The following is a 21,233-nucleotide window of genomic DNA, read 5'->3' as shown; positions in this document are numbered from 1 at the left end:
GGATCACTGCGCTCCCGGCTGGAGTGTGGACTTCACGATCCGCACCGGCACGCCCTTGGAGGACGGGGTGAAGCTCTGCGGGTCATGGGCGTAGAGGGGGACGAGCGGATTGGTCTCCGGGTAGTAGGCGGCGCAACTGCCATCCGGAAAATCGTAGGCAACGATGCGGAAACCGCTGACCAAACGCGTCAGGCCGTCGGTCGCCACGGTTGCGATATCCACGCGGTCGCCATCGGCGAGGCCGCGCCGGGTGATCTCGTCGCGGTTGAGGAACAGCACATCGCGCTGACCATAGACCCCGCGGTAGCGGTCGGACGTGGAATAGAGCGTCGTGTTGTACTGGTCGTGGCTGCGCACCGTGGTCAGCCACAGCGCATCCGCCTCGCCGATCGCCGGGTCTTCGCAGAGCCCCTCGCAGACGAGGAAGGTCGCCTTGCCGGCCGGCGTCGCCCAGACGCGCTCGCGCGCCAGCGAGGTGAGATGAAAGCCGCCGGGCAGCTCGATCCGGGCGTTGTAGCCCTGAAAGATCGGGAAGATCGCCTCGATCTCCTCGCGGATCAGCGCGTAGTCGCCGATCAGCTTTTCCCAGCCGATCCGTGATCCGCCGCCCAGCGTCGCCCGCGCCATGCCGGCGATGATGGCCGGCTCGCTCTTGAGATGCTCCGACGCGGGCGGATTGTGGCCGGAGGAGGCGTGAACCATCGACATGGAGTCCTCAACCGTCACCACCTGCGGTCCGCCCGCCTGCAGATCGCGCTCGGTACGGCCGAGGCAGGGCAGGATCAGCGCGTCGCGGCCATGGAAGAGGTGGCTGCGGTTCAGCTTGGTGGCGATGTGGACGGTGAGGTCGAGCCGGCGCATCGCCTCCTGCGTGCGCTGCCAGTCGGGAATGGCGGCGGCGAAATTGCCGCCGAGGCCGATGAACACCCGGACCTCGCCGCGCAGCATCGCTTCGAGCGCCGTCACCACATTATGGCCGGGCGCGCGGGGCGGGGCGAAGCCGTAGCGCGCTTCCAGCCGGTCAAGGAACTCCGCCGAGGGGATTTCCGTGATGCCGACCGTGCGGTCGCCCTGCACATTGGAATGGCCGCGCACCGGGCAGATGCCGGTGCCCTCGCGCCCGACATTGCCGCGCAGCAAAGCGAGGTTGGCGATCTGCTGGACGTTGTGCGTGCCGTGGCGATGCTGGGTGATGCCCATGCCATAGACGAGGATGGCGCGCTCGGCCTTCGCATAGGCGGCGCCCGCGCTCTCGATCTCCGCGCGGGTAAGGCCGCTCCGGCGGGTGATGTCGTCCCAGGAGGTGGCGTCGAGATCGGCGATCAGGTCATCGACGCCGACGCTGTGCCCGTGGATGAAGTCCCAGTCGAGCACCGGGGCCGTGTTGGCGGTACGCGCCAGCCGGTCGGCATCGATCAGGTACTTCATCATGCCCTTGAGCACGGCGACGTCGCCGCCGACCTTCACCTGAAAGACCCGCGACGAGATCGGCGTCGAGGTCAGCGTCGCCATCTCCACCGGGTTCTGCGGCGCCTGGAAGCGCTCCAGCGCCCGCTCGCGGAACGGGTTGAAGGAGAGAATGGTCGCGCCCCGGCGCGAGGCGTTGCGCAGCTCCGTCATCATGCGCGGGGAGTTGGTACCGGGGTTCTGGCCGAAGATCAGAATGGCGTCGGCCTTGTCGAAATCCTCCAGCAGAACCGTCCCCTTGCCGACGCCGATAGATTGCGGCAGGCCGACGCTCGTCGCCTCGTGGCACATGTTCGAGCAGTCGGGGAAATTGTTGGTGCCGAACGCGCGGGCGAAGAGCTGGTAGAGAAACGCCGCCTCGTTCGAGGCGCGGCCCGAGGTGTAGAACTCGGCCATGTTCGGGTTTGGCAGGGCGTTGAGATGCCGTCCGACCAGCGCGAACGCGTCCTCCCAGCTCACCGGCACATACCGATCCGTGCGCGCCTCATAGCGCAGCGGGTGGGTCAGCCGGCCCTGCATTTCCAGCTCGAAGTCAGTGAAGGCTTCCAGCTCGCTGACGGTGAAGCTGGCGAAGAAATCGGGCGTGCAGCGCTTGGTGGTCGCCTCCCACGCGACCGCCTTTCCGCCATTCTCACAATATTCGAAGGGCGAGGGGTTCTTCGGGTCGGCCCAGCCGCAGCCCGGGCAATCGAAGCCGCCGGGCTGGTTCATGCGCGACAGCGTCGCCATGCCGGAGACAGCGACATGCTGCTCCAGCAGCGCCGTGCCCATGGCCTTCAGCGCCCCCCAGCCGCCGGCGGGTTCGTGATAGGGGCGAATGGTCTTGACGGTAGCCATACCGGTCTCCTGTCGCGGGCTTCGGAGAGCGGCCGGGCGAGGAGCCGGCCGGGAGTTGCCACACGTTGGAAGATCGGCAGGCAGCCCCGACGCCATTAGGGTCGAGGCTCACCTCCGGATAAATGATCCGCCGATATATCAGCGGCACACATACGTATTACCGGCGGACCGGTCCGATTTATTCACACGCCTCCTTGGTGTGAATAGCGGCCATCATCATGTTGGACGACGCGTTGGCCGATCCCGCCACCGCGTTTCCTCTCGCCTTGATGGGCGGCGAACAGATCCTCGCCGGCCCGCCTTACAGCGGCATCACCAAGTTCCGCCTCGTTGGCGAAAGCCGGATGTTCCACGAGAACTTCGGGGGCGGCGTCTGACCTCCCGCCCGCACGCCTTGGGCCGCGGCAGGCGCTGATCCGCAACCTGATCAAGCTGATCCGCGATAGTCAGGGAGACTTGCGCTTCGAAGCGGGCGAAGTGTCGATGGCCGGCATGGACATCGGCGCACCGGTTGTCGCCTATCGCGATGTCGATGGGGCGATCTGTGACAGGTCAGCAGCAAAAACGTCACCGCTAAGCGCAGCGTGGGCGCCGCCGCCACGTGATCCTGAGCTGCCAGGACCGCGCGGACGTCCGATGGAGACAGCGCGCGCTTGCGCGGCTCAACGCGACGATAGCGCTGGTGCGGATCCCGCTATGGCGGGATGGTCTGAAACCACCCTAGTTCACTCCCACTCGATGGTCCCCGGCGGCTTGGAGGTTACGTCGTAGACCACGCGGTTGACGCCCTTGACCTCGTTGACGATGCGGGTGGCGACGCGGCCGAGGAAGGCCATGTCGAAGGGGTAGAAATCCGCCGTCATGCCATCGACCGAGGTCACGGCGCGCAGGCCGACCACATAGTCATAGGTGCGGTAGTCGCCCATCACGCCGACGGTCTTCACCGGCAGGATCACGGCGAAGGCCTGCCAGATCTCCTCATAGAGGCCGTGGCGGCGGATCTCTTCGAGGTAGATCTCGTCAGCGAGACGCAGGATGTCGAGTTTCTCGCGGGTGATCTCGCCGGGGCAGCGAATGGCGAGGCCCGGCCCCGGGAAGGGGTGGCGGCCGACGAAGATGTCGGGCAGGCCGAGTTCGCGGCCGAGCGCGCGTACCTCGTCCTTGAACAATTCGCGCAGCGGCTCGACCAGCTGCATGTTCATGCGCGCGGGCAGGCCGCCAACATTGTGGTGGCTCTTGATGGTCACCGACGGGCCACCGGAGAAGCTCACGCTCTCGATCACGTCCGGGTAGAGCGTGCCCTGGGCCAGGAAGCCGGCGCCACCGATCTTCTTGGCCTCGTCCTCGAACACGTCGATGAACAGCTTGCCGATCGTCTTGCGCTTCACTTCCGGGTCGGTCACGCCTTCCAGCGCGCCGAGGAACATCTCGGAAGCGTCCACATGCACCAGCGGGATGTTGTAGGCGTCGCGGAACAGGGTGACGACCTTCTCGGCCTCACCGAGGCGCAACAGGCCGTGATCGACGAAGACGCAGGTGAGCTGGTCGCCGATCGCCTCGTGGATCAGCACCGCCGCGACGGACGAGTCCACGCCGCCCGACAGGCCGCAGATCACCCGTCCCTCGCCCACCTGCTCGCGGATGCGGCGGATGGCCTCCTCGCGGAACGCCTTCATGCTCCAGTCGGCGCGGGCGCCGGAGATCTTGCGCACGAAGTTGCGGATGAGCGCGGCGCCGTTCGGCGTGTGCATCACTTCCGGGTGGAACATGGTGGTGTAGATGCGGCGCTCTTCATTGACCGCCACCGCGCAGGGCGCGTTCTCGGAGGTGGCGACGACCTCGAAGCCCTCGGGCAGCTTCGTCACGCGGTCGCCATGGCTCATCCATACGGGATAGGAGCCGCCGACCTCCCACACGCCCTCATAGAGCGCGCTGGGCTTCTGCACCTTCACCTCGGCGCGGCCGAATTCGGCGGCATGGCCGCCTTCCACCGTGCCGCCGAGCTGCACGGCGCAGGTCTGCTGGCCGTAGCAGATGGCGAAGATCGGCACGCCGGCCTCGAAGGCTTCCTGCGGCGCGCGTGGGCTGTTCTCATCGAGCACCGAGGCCGGGCCGCCGGAGAAGATGATGCCCTTCGGCTTCACGCGGGTGAAGGCTTCCGCCGCGCTCTGGAAGGGCACGATCTCGGAATAGACCCCCTCCTCGCGCACGCGGCGGGCGATGAGCTGGGTGACCTGCGAACCGAAGTCGATGATGAGGATCGTGTCGTGCTCGGGCGTCGTCTCGGTCTGGCTCATGTCGGTCTCTATCAGCTCGTTCGGCAATCGTGGGTTCATATCCGGCTCAGGCGTCGCGCACCATGATGCTGACGAAGAAACCGTCGGTTCCGGTGCGGCGCGGCGTCAGCAGAATGCCTTCCGGCCGCATCAGCGCCGCCCCCGCCAGAGCAAGGCCGCGCTCGCCCAAAGCGAGCACGCTCTCGGCCGGCGGGATGACGCGGAAGGCCGGGTGGCGCGCGGTAAAGGCGCGGATCTGCGCGATGTTCTCTTCATCCAGCAGCGAGCAGGTGACGTAGGCGAGCCGCCCGCCCGGCTTCACGAAGGGGGCGGCGGCGTCGAGGATTTCCGCCTGCTCCTTGATGCGCTCGGCCAGCGCGCCCGGCCGCATCCGCCATTTGGCGTCGGGGTTGCGGCGCCAGGTGCCGGTGCCGGTGCAGGGCGCGTCGACGAGGACGAGGTCCATGCGGCCGACAAGATCGGCCAGCACGTCGCCGCGCTCCGGTCCGCGTCCCTTGGGCGAGCGGACCTGCACATTGTGGATGCCAGCGCGCTGGATGCGCTCATGGATCGGCGCGAGGCGGCGCAGATCGTCGTCATAGGCGTAGAGCTGGCCGGCATTGTCCATCAGCGCGGCGAGTTCCAGCGTCTTGCCGCCACCGCCGGCGCACAGGTCCAGCACCTGCCCGCCACGCGGCGGGGCGGCGAGGATAGCGGCGATCTGCGAGCCCTCGTCCTGAATCTCGACGAGGCCCTTGATATAGGCCGGCTCAGCGGTGAGCGGGGGCGCCTTGCCGTCCGCCTCCAGCGCGATGCGCAGGGTGAGCGGCGACCATGGGCCGGGCACCGGATTGAGGTGGGCGACCTGCTGCTGCGCCTTGTCGATGGTGCCCTTGAGCGAGTTGACGCGCAGGTCCAGCGGCGCGCGGTCGGCCAGCGCCGCGCCTTCCGCGTCACGTGCCTCGCCGAACACCGCCTCCAAAGAAGCATCCAGCCATTCCGGGTAGTCGCCGCGGACGAAGGCCGGCGCGTCGTCCAGCGTGGCTTCCGTGAGGCGCGCACGCTCGGCCTCGGTCAGCGGCGCGGGGGCAAAGCGCGCGCCGTCGCACAGCGCGCTGATGGCCTCGACATCGAGCCCACGGCCGAGCTTCATCATGCCGAGCGCGACGCCGCGCGGCGTCTCCTCGCCCAGCGTCTCGCCCATCAGATAGGCGCTGGAGGCGCGCCGGCGCAGCGCGTCGTAGACGAGGGAGGACAACGCGGCGCGGTCGCCGGAACCGGCGAAGCGGTGGGCGCGGCCCCAGTCCTTCAGCACGTCGGCGGCCGGGCGGCGTTCGGCCAGAATGGTGCCGATCACCTCGATAGCGGCGGATAGCCGGGCAGCCGGTGTCATGCGGTCTCCGTCAGGGCAGCGCGGGCGCGATCAGGATCGCCAGCGCGAAAAGGATCCACATCGCCGCCAGCACCACGACTCCGACCATGTAGGACGGAAAGCGCCAGCGCAGCTCATTGGTGGTGACATGTACCACCGCATGAACGATGCGGGAGAGGACGAACACCCAGGCGAGGACGACGAACACGCCATCGGCCTGCCGGGTAATGAGGGCAAGAGCCACCAGCGCGTAGAACAGCACGGGCAGCTCGAACTGGTTGCGAAAACAGTTGCTGGCCTGCCGCACCTCGGCCGGCCAGCCACTGTCGTCGATCATCACGCGCTCGCGCGCCACGCTGCCGGCCCGCACCGCCCGCAGCCGAACCGTTCCGAGGCGGAATAGCACGGCGAAGGTGAGCGCGATCTGCACGAAGACCGGCAGAAGGATGGCCTGGACGCTCACGCGCGGCACTCTCTCTCAGCGGGGCGCGAACGCTCCGGGAGGGCTCACGCCCCCGACGGGTAGTTCGGGCTCTCCCGGGTGATGATCACGTCATGCACGTGGCTCTCGCGCAGGCTGGCGCCGGAGATGCGGACGAACTTCGCCTTGGAGCGGAACTCCTCCAGCGTGCCGCCGCCGACATAGCCCATGGCGGCGCGCAGGCCGCCGGCGAGCTGGTGCAGCACGCCGCCGACCGGGCCCTTATAGGGCACCTGCCCCTCAATGCCTTCCGGCACGAGCTTCAGCGTGTCCTTCACCTCGGCCTGGAAGTAGCGGTCGGCGGAGCCGCGCGCCATGGCGCCCACCGAGCCCATGCCGCGATACGACTTATAGGACCGGCCCTGATAGAGGTAGACCTCGCCCGGGCTCTCATCCGTGCCGGCCAGCAGCGAGCCGATCATGGCGCATTCCGCGCCGGCGGCGAGCGCCTTGGCGAGATCGCCCGAGAACTTGATGCCGCCATCGGCGATCACCGGCGTGTCGTTCTTGCGACCGACTTCCACCGCGTCGAGGATGGCGGTGAGCTGGGGCACGCCGACGCCGGCGACGATGCGGGTGGTGCAGATCGAGCCCGGCCCGATGCCGACCTTGACCGCATCCGCGCCCGCGTCGATCAGCGCCTGGGTGCCCTCGCCCGTGGCGACATTGCCGGCGAGGATCTGCACCTTGTTGGAGAGCTGCTTGATGCGGCTCACCTGGTCCAGCACCTTGCGCGAATGGCCGTGCGCGGTGTCGACCACCACCAGATCGACGCCCGCCTCGACCAGCAGCTCGGCGCGGCGGAAGCCGTCCTCGCCCACCGTGGTGGCGGCGGCGACGCGCAGGCGACCCTGCTCGTCCTTGCAGGCGTTGGGGTTGGTGACGGCCTTTTCCATGTCCTTGACGGTGATGAGACCGACGCAGCGGCCTTCATCGTCCACCACCAGCAGCTTCTCGATGCGGTGCGTGTGCAAGAGGCGCTTGGCTTCGGCCTGCTCGACGCCCTCGCGCACGGTGATCAGCCGTTCCTTGGTCATCAGTTCGGCGATGGGCTGGTCGGGATTGGTGGCGAAGCGCACATCGCGGTTGGTGAGGATGCCCACCAGCTTGCCGCCGCGCCCGTTCGGGCCGCGCTCGACCACCGGAATGCCGGAGATGCTGTGGTTCTTCATGAGCGCCAGCGCGTCGGCCAGCGGCTGGTCGGGATGGATGGTGACCGGGTTCACCACCATGCCGCTCTCGTACTTCTTCACGAGGCGCACATGCTCGGCCTGCACCTCGGGCTCGAGGTTGCGGTGGATGACACCGAGACCGCCGGCCTGCGCCATGGCGATGGCGAGGCGCCACTCGGTCACCGTGTCCATGGCCGAGGACAGGATCGGGATGTTGAGCGAGATGGAGCGGGTGACGCGGGAGCGGATGTCCACCTGTCCGGGCATGACATCGGACAGACCCGGCTTCAGCAGCACATCGTCAAACGTAAGCGCTTCCCGCGCGAGGCCGTCGAAAACCGACATCGCCAACTCCCGTGTTGGGTGCCCGACGCGGGGCAGCGCGTCGGCCCTATGGATGAAAAATCGAAGGGAGCGGGATGGGCGCCGCTCTCTGACGAGTTGGCGCGGGCTCATACCATGGGCCGCACCGCTTTCCTAGGCACTTGCTCTGTGCGCCGTGCAATGCCGCCCCGCGTGACCGTGGCCTTGTGGACCGGGCGGCGAAACAGGCGGTCTGCACGGCTTTTCCCTGTCACCCTATCGTGATGGCCCGATGACGCGCCGTGAGCCCTCGCCGCGGCGCGTCGCGGGCGATATATGGCCCCAACGCCTTGAGTTCACGACCTTGAGTCCACGACCTTGAGTTTCGGCCCCGCCTGATCGGATTCCCCGTGCGCCCCGAACGTCTCGTCCCGCTGATCGTCGCCTGCGCCCTGTTCATGGAACAGCTTGATTCGACGGTGCTCGCCACCTCGCTGCCGGCCATCGCGAAAGATCTCAACGAAGACCCGATCGCGCTCAAGCTCGCCCTGACCTCCTATCTGCTCAGCCTCGCCGTGTTCATCCCGGCGAGCGGCTGGTTCGCCGACCGATTCGGCTCGCGCACCGTCTTTCGCGCGGCGATCATCGTCTTCACCATCGGCTCGCTGCTCTGCGGGCTCGCGCAGTCGCTGCCGGATTTCGTGATCTACCGCATCATCCAGGGGCTCGGCGGGGCGATGATGGTGCCGGTGGGGCGGCTCGTCATCTTGCGCACCGTGCCGAAGGAGGAGCTGGTTTCCGCGCTCGCCTGGCTCACCGTGCCGGCGCTGCTCGGGCCAGTGTTCGGCCCGCCACTCGGTGGCTTCATCACCACCTATTTCGACTGGCGCTACATCTTCTTCCTCAACATCCCCATCGGTATTGTCGGCGTCGCGCTGGCCTCGCGCTTCATCCCCGACATTCGCGAGGAGGATGTGCCGCCCTTCGATTTCCGGGGCATGATGCTCTCCGGCGTCGGCCTCGCCGGCCTCGTCTTCGGCTTCGCCCTGCTCGGCCAGCACGCGGTGGAGCCGCGCATCGCGCTCGCGGTCATTCTCGTCGGGGCGGTGGCGATGGCGTTCTACATCCGCCATGCCCGCCGCACCGAGCGGCCGATCCTCGACCTGAAACTGTTGCGCATCCCCACCTTCTTCGCCGGCGTGGTCGGCGCCTCGCTGTTCCGCATCGGCATCGGGGCGATGCCTTTCCTGCTGCCGCTGGTGCTTCAGCTCGGCTTCGGCCTGTCGCCCTTCGCCTCCGGGCTCATCACCTTCGTCTCGGCGGCGGGGGCGATGACGATGAAGTTCTCGGCCGCGCCGATCATCCGCGCCTTCGGCTTCCGCCGGGTGCTGATCGTCAACTGCTTCATCGCCTCGGCCTTCATCGCCGTAGCGGCGGCCTTCACCCCATCGACGCCGCATCTCGTCCTGATGGGGGCGCTGCTGCTCGGCGGCTTCTTCCGCTCGCTGCAATTCACCAGCACCAACGCCCTCTCCTATGCCGACGTGCCGACCGAGGCGATGAGCCGGGCGACCAGCTTCGCCAGCGTCGCCCAGCAGGTGGCGATCTCCACCGGCGTCGCGGTCGCCGCGCTGGTGATCGACGCCATGCGCGCCTTTCACGGGCGGATGCACCTCACCCTCGACGATTTCAGCGTCGCCTTCCTGGTGGTGGCCGGCATCGCCGTGTGCTCCGTGTTCTTCTTCATCCGCCTGCCCGCCAATGCCGGCGCCGAACTCGCCCAGCGCAAGGTCAAGCCCGCGCGGATGCCCGAGCCGCCCGGCGAGATGGGCAGCGCGGGGTGAGGGATTTGTCGGCGCGGTGCGGCTAGTCTGGCGCTCTACCGCCAGGATTCTGCCTGACCATGCCGATGCCGACCGCCCACCCCTACCCGTTCGACCCGACGCAGGGTTTTAGCCTGCGCGACCTCGCCGCGCTGCGCCCGCCGCCGCTGGCGCCGGGCTTCGATGCCTTCTGGCAGCCGCGCTATGAGCGGGCCCTTCGGCGCGACCCCGCCCCGCGCCTCACCCGCAACCCGCTGCGCCATGCCTATTGGACGGTGCATGACCTCGCCTACACCTCGACCGACGACTTTCCCATCGGCGGCTGGCTGCTGCTGCCGAAGCACGCGCCGGTGAAGCGCGGGATCATTGTCGGCCATGGCTATGGCGGGCGCGCCGGGCCGGATCTCGACCTGCCGCTGCGCGAGGCGGCGGTGCTGTTTCCCTGCCTGCGCGGCCTCTCGCGCAGCCGGCGCCCGCCGATCTCCGACGATCCCGCCTTCCATGTGCTCGATCATATCGACAAGCCCGAGCGCTACATTCTCGGCGGCTGCGTGGAGGATATCTGGCTCGCCGTCTCCGCCCTGCTTGCGCTCTACCCCGCGCTGGCCGGCCATATCGGCTATAGCGGCACCAGCTTCTCGGGCGGGCTTGGCGCGCTGGCGCTGGCCCTGGAGACGCGGATCGCCCGCGCGCATCTGAGCGTGCCGACCTTTGGCAACATGCCGCTCTGGCTCTCCTTGCCGAGCATTGGCAGCGCCGCCGCGGTGCAGGCCTATCAGGCCCGGCACGGTTCGGTGGTGGAGACGCTCGCTCTATTCGATTCCGCCAGCGCGGCGACGCGCATCACCATCCCGCTGATCACCGCCGTGGCGCGCTTCGATCCGGCGGTGGCGCCGCCCTGCCAGTTCTCGCTCGCCAATGCCGCCGCGACATCGAACCGCCATGAGACCGTCATTCTGGATGCGGGGCATGTCGATTATCCCGGCATGGGCGCGCAACAGGCGCTGCTCAAGGGCAAGCTGGGACGGTTTTTCGACACGACATGAAGCGGGATTACCGGCGCTGGTACAGTGAGCGGCTCGGCCGCGACATGGAATTGCTGATCTTCGGCCATGCGGGGGCGAAGGTGCTGATGTTCCCGACCCGCGAGGGCCGGTTCTTCGAATATGAGGATCTGCGCATCGTCGCCAGCCTCGCCGACAAGGTGCGGGCCGGCCATCTCCAGCTCTTCTGCATCGAGGGGCTGGCGCGCGAGAGCTTCTATGACACGACGCGCCCTCCGGCCGCGCGCATCGCCCGCCACGCGGCGCTGGAAGACTATGTGCTGCACGAGGTGATGCCGCTGATGGACGGGCTCAACCCGTCCGACTGCACCATCGCCATGGGGTGCAGCCTCGGCGCCTTTCAGGCCGCGAGCCTCGCCTTCCGCCACCCGCACCGCCTGCGCAAGCTGGTGGCCTTCTCAGGCCGCTACGACCTCACCCAGTCCGTGGAATGTTTTTCCGACCTGTTCGACGGCTATTACGACGACACCATCTATTTCCACACGCCGCTGCATTTCCTGCCGAACCTCGCCTGCCCATGGCGGCTGGAGAGCCTGCGCCGGCTCGACATCGTCATGACCATCGGCGACGCCGACCCCTTCCTCGACAATAATCTGCGCCTCAGCCGGCTCTTGGCGGAGAAGGGCGTCGATCACCGCCTGCACATCTGGACCGGCCGCGCCCACCGCGCCGGCGCCTGGCGACAGATGGCGCCGCTTTATGTGTGAGGGGGTGCCAATTTTGATTGGAGGACAAATATACTACTAACCAATATTTATTTTCTTAAGATAATAAAATCTATGACGACTACGAACCTTACCGTCTGTACGAGCGATTATATTCTTTTTCTCTAAATTATCCAGTATAATTTTTGTTTCTCGCCAATCTTTTGCAATAACAAGACCCGCATCTGTAACATTGACGTTACCTTGCTCAGCAAGATAATTTACGATCATCTTTTCATTTTCAGTTAAAGATGAAAATACATCAGGATCTATACCTGCTGCAGCCTCCGAGCGAACAAATTGCTTTCTATGCTGCACGTCGTTCTCTAGAGTCACCGTCACTCGATATGCGCTACCTGTCTTCTGAACAAATATAGGATCCGGCAGATGCGCCCCGCGCATACCCTCCCGCATACGCCGAGTCCCCTCAAAGGCGCATTGTACATATTCGAAGTAATACATACCCCACATTAGATTGGGATTACGGGGATTATGCGCTTCGAAAACAGTATCAGCGGTAGTCGGAGGCATGAAAGAGCCTGGAGATTCAATTACAATTTTATCCTCAAACATTTTCACAAAAATATTCATATGTCTTAGGTTATAAGAACGATGAACAACAGCGTTGACTAACGCCTCAAGCCACACATCCCTTGGATACTCGGGACTGGTTACAAATCGCCCATCGAGACCAAGTCTCGTAAAATTCCGTATTTGTGTTTCGATAAATCTTTCAGCCTCATGAATCTGAACAGGTAATGGCCCATCAAATATTCTATCAGCGACTGAATTAAGGCCTCTACCAAACCCTTCTTCGGTGCCATCGTAGCGCAACACGCGAATATAAGCGCCCGGCACAATGGCCCTGGAATCTTTTGCAAAAAGAAGGGCACACGCGAGATTAGGCTGAAACCCGTCAGCGCCTACCCTACCAAATTTGCTCAAAGATAATATATTCTCTATAGTATATCTCTGCGACAATTGCCGTTTTGCAATATATTTTGTACGATAATAGTCTAATAGCGTTAAATCAAATTCATCAGGGAATCGGAGATTGACCCTTTCCGACTCAACATCAATTTCACCTTTATTTAATCGAATCTCCCGCTTCTCGGTTTCTGTAAGGCGACGCTTCTCATCACCCTCTCTAATGTAAGCATTTCCGTCAGCCATCTCTACGAGTTTATCTGCGCGATAATAAACACGGAGAACCAATACGTAGTCTTTCTGCCCTTTGGCGTTTAGGACAGGCACCTTCTTGAACTCATGCCGCGCATCCGCACATAAACGGTGGATTTTTTCAAGCTCATTCATGTGCTTGATGTCGATTGCAGCGCAGCCAGAAATCAAGCCATTATTCTCGACACCTATGAACACAATACCGCCGTGCGGTTGCGTGTTGCCCCACATCGATAGGTAATCTGCAAGATCACTCTGGGACACCTGCGCTCGCTTCCGCTCGACGCGACTGTCCTCTTTGAACCGCTCGATGATCGCTTGGTCGCACGAGGCGAAGATATCATCGGGCGTCCAAAGCTGCGGTAACGTTGGCAGCGGCGCGTTGAAATCGAACTCTAGCTGCCCGTCAGCCGAGAGATCGTGAGAACCTGCTATCGACTTAGGATATTTTGACAATTGTTTTCAACAAGTTGCGCTGGATGACCGGATTATAGCGGCATGTTGATCCTCACGGAAGCCGTCAGGCAGCGTGAGGCCAAGCGGCATCCAGTGTGTAAAATCAAACGTCGGTCCTCATACCGGCCCCCTCACCCCCTAAACCCCGTCGCCACCACATAAAGCTCCGCGGAATCCGCGCGGCTGGCTTGGGGTTTGACGTGGCGGACCTGGGTGAAGTCGCGTTTAAGCTCTGTGAGCAGCGTGCCTTCGGTGCCACCCTGAAACACCTTGGCGATGAAGGCGCCGTCGGGGGCGAGCACCTGGCGGGCGAAGTCGATGGCGAGTTCGACGAGGCCGACAATGCGCAGATGATCGGTCGGGCGGTGGCCGGTGGTGTTGGCCGCCATGTCGGACATGACGAGATCAGCCGGGCCGCCGAGCATGGCCTTCAGCGCCTCGGGCGCGTCGTCTTTCAGGAAGTCCATCTGGGCGAAGTCGACGCCGGCAATGGGGTCGATCTCCAGAAGGTCGATGGCAATGATGCGCCCGCGCCCGTTCTCCAGCCCGATGCGCTTGGCCGCCACCTGGCTCCAGCCGCCCGGTGCGGCGCCAAGGTCCACCACCCGCATGCCCGGCCGGAGGATTTTTACCTTGTCGTCGATCTCGATCAGCTTGAAGGCGGCGCGCGAGCGCCAGCCCTCGCGCTTGGCGCGGGCGACATAGGGGTCGTTGAGCTGGCGCTGCAGCCATTTCTGCGAGGAGGAGGAGAGCTTGCGCGCCTTCTTGAGGCGCACTTTCAGCGGGCGCGCCTCGCCCCCCTTGCCCGGTGTCGGCTTGTCGATCACGTCTATGCTCCGGGGCTGTCGCGCCAGACGCCGTCGGCACGCATCAGTTCGACGAGAATGCCCTCGCGCAGGCCACGGTCGGCCACGCGCAGGCGATCACAGGGGAAGGCGCGGCGCACCGCTTCGAGAATGGCGCAGCCGGCGAGAACGAGGTCGGCCCGCTCCACGCCGATGCACGGGTTGGCCGCCCGCTCGGCGAAGGGCATGGCGAGCAGCCGGTCCACCACAACGCGCACCTGTTCGGCGCCGAGCCAGGTGCCGTCGACCTGCGAGCGGTCATAGCGCGGCAGGTCGAGATGCACGCCGGCGATGGTGGTCACCGTGCCGGAGGTGCCGAGCAAATGCAGCCTTCCGCAATTATGCGGGCCGACGGCGGCGACGAAGCCGTCGAGATGGGGGCGGAACTCCTGCACCATGGCCTCGAAATCATCAGGCGTGACCTTCACCCCGCCATGGCGCTCGGCCACGGTGACGACGCCGAGCGGCACCGACACCCAGGCGCGGATGATGGCGGCGGGCGGGCCACCGTCGCAGGTCTCCAGCCGGTCGAGCCAGACCACTTCCGTCGAGCCGCCGCCAATGTCGAACAGCACGGCGCCATCGGCATGGGTGTCGACCAGCGGCGTGCAGCCGGCGGCGGCAAGGCGCGCCTCGGTCTCGCGGTCGACGATCTCCAGATCCAGCCCGGTCTCGCGGGCGACGCGGGCGATGAACTCGGCGCCATTGGCCGCCGAGCGGCAGGCTTCCGTCGCGATCAGCCGGGCGCCGGCGATGCGGCGGGCGTTGATCTTGGAGGCGCAGACGGCGAGCGCGTCCACCGCGCGGCTCATCGCCGCCTCGCTGAGCCGGCCGGAGCCGATCAGCCCCTCGCCGAGCCGGACGATGCGCGAGAAGGCATCGACCACGCGGAAGCCCGAGGCGGTCGGCCGGGCGATCAGCAGGCGGCAGTTGTTGGTGCCGAGATCGAGCGCGGCGTAGCAGGAATCGGAAAAGCGCCCGCGCGGACCTTCGCCCGGCCGGTGGTGGGAGCTGTGATGCGGGCTGTGGGGGCCACCATGCGGGCGCGGCGGGCCGCCGCCCTCGCCGCGCGGGCGTGCCTCGTCGCGGCCACGATCATCCCGGCCGCGATGCGCGTCGCGCGGGCGGGGATCGTCGCGGCGGAGCCCCGTTTCCGGGGCAAGGTTCTGCCGCGCACGCCCGGCCTCGCCGCGCCCGGTCTCAGGGCATGGCGGATCGGTGCGCGACGACCTCTCGGCCGGCGCGAGGCCGGCCTGCGTCTGGGTCTCGTCGACCATTTTGATTCCCCGGCCGAAGCCGTCGGCCGCGCGCCGCAGGGGCGGCGCAGCGGCCATCTGTTCACATGTTAGGTGAAATGTAGCATTCGGCCGCGCTTGCGCAAACGGCTTCCTGCCCGCCCGGCGCCGGGGAACGCTCCGGGAGGGTCAGATCGCTGAGCCGGCGGGGCCGGATCAGCCCGCGGCGGCCATGGACAGCGAGCGGTTGAAGCGCAGCGCCAGCAGGGTGCAGATCGCACCGGAGAGCAGATAGGCGCCCGAGGCGATCAGCCCGAGATGGCTGGAGATCACCAGCGCCGCCAGCGGGGCGAAGCCCGCGCCGAACAGCCAGGCGAGATCGTTGGTCAGCGCTGAGGCGGTGTAGCGGTACTTGCGCTGGAAGTTCGAGGCGACGACGCCCGAGGACTGGCCGAAGGACACGCCGAGCAGGATGAAGGCGAGGATCATGTAGAGCGACTCGCCCACCACGCCGCCGGCGAGCAGCTGCGGCGCAAAGCCCGAGAACACCGCGATCGCCACCGCCGAGCCGCCGAGCAGCGTGCGCCGGCCCACCTTGTCGGCGATCATGCCCGAGGCGAACACCGCCGCGAGGCCGAAGAACGCCGCCACCGCCTCGATCAGCAGGAAGCGCGTCGGCGCTTCCGAGGTGAACAGGAACACCCAGGAGAGCGGGAACACGGTGACCATGTGGAACAGCGCGAAGGTCGCCAGCGGAGCGAAGGCACCGATGAGGATGCCGCGCCCTTCCAGGCGGATGGTCTCGGTGATCTTCTGCGGCTCAAGGTCGCCGCTCTCGAACAGCTTCACATATTCCGGCGTCACCGCCATGCGCAGGCGGGCGAACAGCGCGACGACGTTGATCGCGAAGGCGACGAAGAACGGGTAGCGCCAGCCCCACTCGAAGAAGTCGGCGGCTGAGAGATTGCCGAGGAAGAAGGCGAACAGCGCGCTGGCGATGATGAGGCCGATCGGCGCGCCAAGCTGCGGCAGCATGGCGTACCAGCCGGTGCGCCCTTCCGGCGCGCGCATCGCGAGGAGCGGCGCGAGGCCGTCCCAGGTGCCGCCCCAGGCGAGGCCCTGGCCGATGCGCAGCACCGCCAGCAGCCAGATCACCGAGCTGCCGATCGTGTCATAGGACGGCAGGAAGGCGATCAGCACCGTCGAGGTGCCCAGCAGGAACAGCGCCAGCGCCAGCTTGGCGCCGCGGCCGTGCCGGCGGTCAATGGTCATGAACAGCGCGGTGCCGAACGGGCGCGCGATGAACGCAAGCGCGAAGATCGCGAAGGAATAGATCGTCCCGGTGAGCGCATCGACGAAGGGGAAGACCAGCTTCGGAAACACCACGACAGACGCGATGGCGTAAACGAAGAAGTCGAAGAACTCGGACGCGCGGCCGATAACGACGCCAACGGCGATCTCGCCGGGGCGGACCTCACCGTCATGGGCATTGATCTGCCGGGCATCCTGCTCAACCGTGGTGGTCGGACTCGTCATAGTTCTTCACCGAAACTTGAATAGATTTAACTTATACTCTGGCACCACGTCCGGCCTTTCGCCATCGCACGGCACCGTTATCATCCTTCCCGAAAAGCCGGGATGCGACACTTCGACATTGCACATTATGCTTGATATTGGAATTGCTGCGATGCAGCTATTGGGCCGCAAATGGCCACTTCATAGGTTTACATTCCGTTGCGTTGGCTTCGTCTCATAGCACTGGTGCCGCTGGCCGCCTCATTGGCCGGCTGCAATTTCGTCGTACTGGCGCCCACCGGCGATATCGCTGCGCAGCAGCGTGATCTACTGGTGGTCTCCACGCTGTTGATGCTGCTCATCATTATTCCGGTGATGGCGCTGACGGTGTTCTTTGCCTGGAAGTACCGGGCCTCGAATACCAAGGCGACCTATGAGCCTGAATGGAGCCACTCCACGCAGATGGAGCTGGTGATCTGGTCGGCGCCGCTGCTCATCATCATCTGCCTGGGCGCGCTCACCTGGATGGGCACGCATCTGCTCGACCCCTACCGCCCGCTGGACCGGATCGCCGCCGACACCGTGGTGCCGGCCGAGACCAAGCCGCTGGAAGTGCAGGTCGTCGCGCTCGACTGGAAGTGGCTGTTCATCTACCCCGAGCAGGGCATCGCCACGATCAACGAACTGGCCGTGCCGGTTGATCGCCCGATCCATTTCAAGATCACCTCCTCGGCGGTGATGAACGCCTTCTACGTGCCGACGCTGGCGGGCATGATCTACGCCATGCCGGGCATGCAGACGCAGCTTCACGCCGTCGCCAACAGCCCCGTCACCTCGCGCGGCTTCTCCGCCAACTACAGCGGCGCCGGCTTCTCCAAGATGCATTTCGGCTTCGAGGCGACCGACGAGGCGGCCTTCGAGAGCTGGGTCGCCAAGGCGAAGGCCAGCACCGGCGCGCTCAACCGCCAAGCCTATCTCGACATCGAGAAGCCGAGCGAGGCGGTGCCCGTCACCTATTTCGGCACGGTCGACGCCGATCTCTACGACGCCATCCTCAATATGTGCGTCGACCCCGGCAAGATGTGCCAGAGCGAGATGATGGCGCTCGACGCGCGCGGCGGCCTTGGCCTTGCCAGCGTGAACAACGTCGTGCCGCGCACCGTCGTCACCGCCAAGGCGAGCCGTGGCGGCACCGTGTTCGGCGGCGCCCCGACCTATGTGGTGGGCGTGTGCACGCCGGAGGAACTCGCCGCGCTGCTGCCGCTCACCGCCGTGCCCGCGCGCACCCCGCTGAAGGATCCGCGCCCCGTCACGGGCGTCGGCCTGCCCCTTCCGTCGCTGTCCTCGGGCGAGAGCCCGGCGGATCTCTCGCCGAACGCGCTTGTCCGCGGTCCGCGCCGACTCTCCAACTCCTGACCGGCCCATGACCCAGTCCCCGCTTATCGAGCCCAATTTCCTCCTGGGGCGCCTGAACCTTCAGGCGATCCCCTATCACGAGCCGATTCTGGTCGTGACCTTCATCGTGGTGGCCATTGGCGGCCTCGCGGTGCTGGGCGCGCTGACCTATTTCCGGCTGTGGGGCTATCTCTGGAAGGAGTGGTTCACCAGCGTGGACCACAAGAAGATCGGCATCATGTACATGGTGCTGGGCATCATCATGCTGCTGCGCGGCTTCGCCGACGCCATCATGATGCGCATCCAGCAGGCCTGGGCCTTCGGTGGCTCGGAGGGCTACCTGCCCGCCCACCATTACGACCAGGTGTTCACCGCCCATGGCGTGATCATGATCTTCTTCGTGGCCATGCCGATGGTCACGGGCTTCATGAACTATGTCGTGCCGCTGCAGATCGGCGCGCGTGACGTGTCCTTCCCCTTCCTGAACAATTTCTCGTTCTGGATGACGGTGTCGGGCGCCGTGCTGGTGATGACCTCGCTGTTCGTCGGCGAGTTCGCGCAGACCGGCTGGCTGGCCTATCCCCCGCTCTCGGGCATCGGCTACAGCCCCTATGTCGGCGTCGACTATTACATCTGGGCGCTGCAGATCGCGGGTGTCGGCACAACCTTGTCGGGCATCAACCTCATCTGCACCATCGTGAAGATGCGCTGCCCCGGCATGACCATGATGAAGATGCCGATCTTCACCTGGACCTCGCTGTGCACCAACGTGCTGATCGTCGCCACCTTCCCGGTGCTGACCGCCGTTCTCGCGCTGCTCTCGGCTGACCGCTATATCGGCACCAACTTCTTCACGTCCGATCTCGGCGGCAACCCGATGATGTACGTGAACCTGATCTGGATCTGGGGCCACCCGGAGGTCTACATCCTGATCCTGCCGGCCTTCGGCATCTTCTCGGAAGTCACCTCGGCCTTTTCCGGCAAGCGCCTGTTCGGCTACACCTCGATGGTCTACGCCACCATCGTCATCACCATCCTGTCCTACCTGGTGTGGCTGCACCACTTCTTCACGATGGGCTCGGGCGCCAGCGTGAACTCCTTCTTCGGCATCACCACGATGATCATCTCGATCCCAACGGGCGCGAAGATGTTCAACTGGCTGTTCACGATGTATCGCGGCCGCATCCGCTTCGAACTGCCGATGATGTACACCATCGCCTTCATGCTGATCTTCGTGATCGGCGGCATGACGGGCGTGCTGCTGGCGGTGCCGCCGGCCGACTTCGTGCTGCACAACTCGCTGTTCCTGATCGCGCATTTCCACAACGTCATCATTGGCGGCGTGCTGTTCGGCCTGTTCGCCGGCATCGCCTTCTGGTGGCCCAAGGCGTTCGGCTTCCGGCTGGCGCCGTTCTGGGGCAAGGTGTCGTTCTGGTTCTGGGTGGTGGGCTTCTTCTTCGCCTTCATGCCGCTCTACGTGCTCGGCCTGATGGGCGTGACCCGCCGCCTGCGCGTCTTCGACGACCCGTCGCTGCACATCTGGTTCATCATCGCGGCCTTCGGCGCCTTCCTCATCGCCTGCGGTATCGGCTCCTTCCTGCTGCAGATCGCCGTCTCGATCTGGAAGCGCGAGGAACTGCGCGACACCACCGGCGACCCGTGGAACGCGCGCACGCTGGAATGGGCGACCTCCTCGCCCCCGCCGGCCTACAATTTCGCCTTCACCCCCGTGGTGCATGACCTCGACGCGTGGTGGGACATGAAGCAGCGCGGCTATGTGCGTCCGCTGACCGGCTTCAAGCCGATCCACATGCCCCGCTACACGGGCACCGGCCCGATCCTCGCCGCCATCAGCTACGTGCTCGGTTTCGCGCTGATCTGGTACATCTGGTGGCTCGCCGCGCTGGCCTTCGTGGCGCTGATCGGCACCGCCATCCACCACACCTTCAACTACAACCGCGACTTCGACATTCCCGCTGACGAGGTCACCCGTACCGAGGACGAGCGCACCCGGCTGCTCGGCGCGCAGGCGAAGTGATGAGCACGGCAACCACCACGACCGACACGCCCGTCTTCTACGAGGTCGACGAGCACCCGCACCCGGAAGGCCACAGCACCGCGCTGGGCTTCTGGATCTATCTGATGAGCGACTGTCTCATCTTCGCCGTGCTGTTCGCGGTCTTCGCGGTGCTCGGCGGCAATTACGCGGCGGGCCCCGGCCCGCGCGACCTGTTCGACCTCAACCTCGTCGCGCTCAACACCGCGATGCTGCTGTTCTCCTCCATCACCTATGGCTTCGCCATGCTGACGATGGAGAAGAACCGGGTGCAGGCGACGCTGCTCTGGCTGCTGGTGACGCTGGCCTTCGGCTTCGCCTTCCTCGGCATCGAGCTCTACGAGTTCCATCACCTGATCGAAGAGGGCGCCACGCCCCAGCGCAGCGCCTTCCTGTCGGCCTTCTTCATCCTGGTCGGCACGCACGGCCTGCACGTCACCTTTGGCAGCCTCTGGCTGATCACGCTGATGGTGCAGGTCACCAAGCACGGCCTGATCCCGGCCAATAAGCGCCGGCTGATGTGCCTGTCGATGTTCTGGCACTTCCTGGACGTCATCTGGATCGGCGTCTTCACCTTCGTCTATCTCATGGGAGTTCTGCGATGAGCGCGACGACCCCCTCCCCCGCTCATCACGGCGACGCGCACGGCCACGGTCACGATGACCACGCCGAGGGCAGCCACGGCTCCCTGCGCAGCTATGTCACCGGCTTCGTGCTGTCGGTCATCCTCACCGCCATCCCGTTCTGGCTGGTGATGAGCGGCGTGCTCGGCAGCGCGGCGCTGACCGGCTTCGTCATCATGGGCTTCGCGGTGGTGCAGATCGTGGTCCACATGATCTACTTCCTGCACATGGACTTCCGCATCGAGGGCGGCTGGAGCATGCTCTCGCTGCTGTTCACCCTGATCGTGGTGGTGATCATGCTCTCCGGCTCGGTGTGGGTGATGTACCACCTCAACACCAACATGATGCCGGGCATGCACGACATGAGGAAGATGCCGTGAGCGCGTCTCGGGTGCCCCACGGGGCGCCCGAGGACGACCCGGATAGGGAT

Annotated in this window: 17 protein-coding genes; 8 read left to right on the top strand and 9 right to left on the bottom strand. The window is 65.4% G+C overall.

All coding sequences use genetic code 11. The features are described 5' to 3' along the window. Positions 1 to 3 precede the first annotated feature (3 nt). On the bottom strand, positions 4 to 2,304 hold the full coding sequence (locus tag AncyloWKF20_RS02065) for an FdhF/YdeP family oxidoreductase (RefSeq protein WP_279316313.1): 2,301 nt from the start codon (positions 2,302 to 2,304) through the stop codon (positions 4 to 6). A gap of 233 nt (positions 2,305 to 2,537) precedes the next feature. On the opposite strand from AncyloWKF20_RS02065, the gene AncyloWKF20_RS02060 reads away from it, so the two are divergent. Beyond that, positions 2,538 to 2,681 (top strand): hypothetical protein, encoded by a 144-nt coding sequence (locus tag AncyloWKF20_RS02060; RefSeq protein WP_279316312.1) that lies wholly within the window; start codon positions 2,538 to 2,540, stop codon positions 2,679 to 2,681. Positions 2,682 to 3,029: 348 nt separating this feature from the next. Here AncyloWKF20_RS02060 and guaA read toward each other — a convergent pair whose 3' ends face one another. From guaA to guaB, 4 genes are read right to left on the bottom strand one after another with little or no spacing between them, the layout of a single operon-like run. Then, a complete protein-coding gene (guaA, locus tag AncyloWKF20_RS02055; RefSeq protein WP_279316311.1) occupies positions 3,030 to 4,601 on the bottom strand; it encodes a glutamine-hydrolyzing GMP synthase in 1,572 nt (523 codons plus the stop codon). 46 nt (positions 4,602 to 4,647) lie between these two features. Then, entirely contained in the window at positions 4,648 to 5,973 is a 1,326-nt protein-coding gene (locus AncyloWKF20_RS02050) for an RsmB/NOP family class I SAM-dependent RNA methyltransferase (RefSeq protein WP_279316310.1), read from the bottom strand. Between the two features lie 10 nt (positions 5,974 to 5,983). Continuing rightward, positions 5,984 to 6,415, bottom strand: a complete 432-nt coding sequence (locus tag AncyloWKF20_RS02045) for an MAPEG family protein (RefSeq protein WP_279316309.1) — start codon at positions 6,413 to 6,415, stop codon at positions 5,984 to 5,986. A gap of 44 nt (positions 6,416 to 6,459) precedes the next feature. Continuing rightward, positions 6,460 to 7,950, bottom strand: a complete 1,491-nt coding sequence (guaB, locus tag AncyloWKF20_RS02040; RefSeq protein ID WP_267583115.1) for an IMP dehydrogenase — start codon at positions 7,948 to 7,950, stop codon at positions 6,460 to 6,462. A 368-nt stretch (positions 7,951 to 8,318) separates the two neighbouring features. Between guaB and AncyloWKF20_RS02035 the strand changes: the two genes are divergently transcribed. From AncyloWKF20_RS02035 to AncyloWKF20_RS02025, 3 genes are read left to right on the top strand one after another with little or no spacing between them, the layout of a single operon-like run. After that, the gene (locus tag AncyloWKF20_RS02035; RefSeq protein WP_279316308.1) at positions 8,319 to 9,752 is read left to right on the top strand and encodes a DHA2 family efflux MFS transporter permease subunit; all 1,434 of its coding nucleotides are present in this window, start codon (positions 8,319 to 8,321) and stop codon (positions 9,750 to 9,752) included. 59 nt (positions 9,753 to 9,811) lie between these two features. Continuing rightward, a complete protein-coding gene (locus tag AncyloWKF20_RS02030; RefSeq protein WP_279316307.1) occupies positions 9,812 to 10,777 on the top strand; it encodes an acetylxylan esterase in 966 nt (321 codons plus the stop codon). Beyond that, entirely contained in the window at positions 10,774 to 11,502 is a 729-nt protein-coding gene (locus tag AncyloWKF20_RS02025) for an alpha/beta hydrolase-fold protein (protein ID WP_279316306.1), read from the top strand. Before AncyloWKF20_RS02030 ends, AncyloWKF20_RS02025 begins: the two co-directional genes overlap by 4 nt. Positions 11,503 to 11,538: 36 nt before the next feature. Here the strand turns inward: AncyloWKF20_RS02025 and AncyloWKF20_RS02020 are convergent, their stop codons facing one another. From AncyloWKF20_RS02020 to AncyloWKF20_RS02005, 4 genes are all read right to left on the bottom strand, one after another. Next, entirely contained in the window at positions 11,539 to 13,134 is a 1,596-nt protein-coding gene (locus AncyloWKF20_RS02020; RefSeq protein ID WP_279316305.1) for an ATP-binding protein, read from the bottom strand. Between the two features lie 131 nt (positions 13,135 to 13,265). Next, a complete protein-coding gene (locus AncyloWKF20_RS02015) occupies positions 13,266 to 13,961 on the bottom strand; it encodes an RlmE family RNA methyltransferase (protein ID WP_279316304.1) in 696 nt (231 codons plus the stop codon). Between the two features lie 2 nt (positions 13,962 to 13,963). Continuing rightward, a complete protein-coding gene (locus AncyloWKF20_RS02010; protein ID WP_279316303.1) occupies positions 13,964 to 15,256 on the bottom strand; it encodes a Ppx/GppA phosphatase family protein in 1,293 nt (430 codons plus the stop codon). A 174-nt stretch (positions 15,257 to 15,430) separates the two neighbouring features. Next, complete coding sequence (locus AncyloWKF20_RS02005; RefSeq protein WP_279316302.1) at positions 15,431 to 16,750, bottom strand: MFS transporter; 1,320 nt, start codon at positions 16,748 to 16,750, stop codon at positions 15,431 to 15,433. A gap of 198 nt (positions 16,751 to 16,948) precedes the next feature. On the opposite strand from AncyloWKF20_RS02005, the gene cyoA reads away from it, so the two are divergent. The 4 genes from cyoA to cyoD are packed head-to-tail and all read left to right on the top strand — an operon-like array spanning position 16,949 to position 21,183. Beyond that, on the top strand, positions 16,949 to 18,145 hold the full coding sequence (gene cyoA / locus AncyloWKF20_RS02000) for a ubiquinol oxidase subunit II (RefSeq protein WP_279316301.1): 1,197 nt from the start codon (positions 16,949 to 16,951) through the stop codon (positions 18,143 to 18,145). A 7-nt stretch (positions 18,146 to 18,152) separates the two neighbouring features. Beyond that, a complete protein-coding gene (gene cyoB, locus AncyloWKF20_RS01995) occupies positions 18,153 to 20,162 on the top strand; it encodes a cytochrome o ubiquinol oxidase subunit I (RefSeq protein ID WP_279316300.1) in 2,010 nt (669 codons plus the stop codon). Beyond that, entirely contained in the window at positions 20,162 to 20,785 is a 624-nt protein-coding gene (cyoC, locus tag AncyloWKF20_RS01990) for a cytochrome o ubiquinol oxidase subunit III (protein ID WP_279316299.1), read from the top strand. Before cyoB ends, cyoC begins: the two co-directional genes overlap by 1 nt. After that, positions 20,782 to 21,183, top strand: a complete 402-nt coding sequence (gene cyoD, locus AncyloWKF20_RS01985; RefSeq protein WP_279316298.1) for a cytochrome o ubiquinol oxidase subunit IV — start codon at positions 20,782 to 20,784, stop codon at positions 21,181 to 21,183. The genes cyoC and cyoD overlap by 4 nt, the downstream gene beginning before the upstream one ends. The last annotated feature ends 50 nt before the right edge of the window (positions 21,184 to 21,233 follow it).

The organism is Ancylobacter sp. WKF20 (assembly GCF_029760895.1).
Taxonomy (GTDB): Bacteria; Pseudomonadota; Alphaproteobacteria; order Rhizobiales; family Xanthobacteraceae; genus Ancylobacter.
The sequence above is the reverse complement of the archived record's forward strand: the minus strand, read 5'-3'. Positions and strand labels throughout refer to the sequence as shown.

Bases quoted from the DNA above. Each gene is read 5' to 3' on its own strand.
- AncyloWKF20_RS02010 (WP_279316303.1), bottom strand. From the start codon at position 15,256: ATGGTCGACGAGACCCAGACGCAGGCCGGCCTCGCGCCGGCCGAGAGG.
- AncyloWKF20_RS02030 (WP_279316307.1), top strand. From the start codon at position 9,812: ATGCCGATGCCGACCGCCCACCCCTACCCGTTCGACCCGACGCAGGGT.
- guaA (WP_279316311.1), bottom strand. From the start codon at position 4,601: ATGAGCCAGACCGAGACGACGCCCGAGCACGACACGATCCTCATCATC.
- cyoB (WP_279316300.1), top strand. From the start codon at position 18,153: ATGACCCAGTCCCCGCTTATCGAGCCCAATTTCCTCCTGGGGCGCCTG.
- guaB (WP_267583115.1), bottom strand. From the start codon at position 7,950: ATGTCGGTTTTCGACGGCCTCGCGCGGGAAGCGCTTACGTTTGACGAT.
- AncyloWKF20_RS02025 (WP_279316306.1), top strand. From the start codon at position 10,774: ATGAAGCGGGATTACCGGCGCTGGTACAGTGAGCGGCTCGGCCGCGAC.
- AncyloWKF20_RS02005 (WP_279316302.1), bottom strand. From the start codon at position 16,750: ATGACGAGTCCGACCACCACGGTTGAGCAGGATGCCCGGCAGATCAAT.
- cyoD (WP_279316298.1), top strand. From the start codon at position 20,782: ATGAGCGCGACGACCCCCTCCCCCGCTCATCACGGCGACGCGCACGGC.
- cyoC (WP_279316299.1), top strand. From the start codon at position 20,162: ATGAGCACGGCAACCACCACGACCGACACGCCCGTCTTCTACGAGGTC.
- AncyloWKF20_RS02050 (WP_279316310.1), bottom strand. From the start codon at position 5,973: ATGACACCGGCTGCCCGGCTATCCGCCGCTATCGAGGTGATCGGCACC.
- AncyloWKF20_RS02065 (WP_279316313.1), bottom strand. From the start codon at position 2,304: ATGGCTACCGTCAAGACCATTCGCCCCTATCACGAACCCGCCGGCGGC.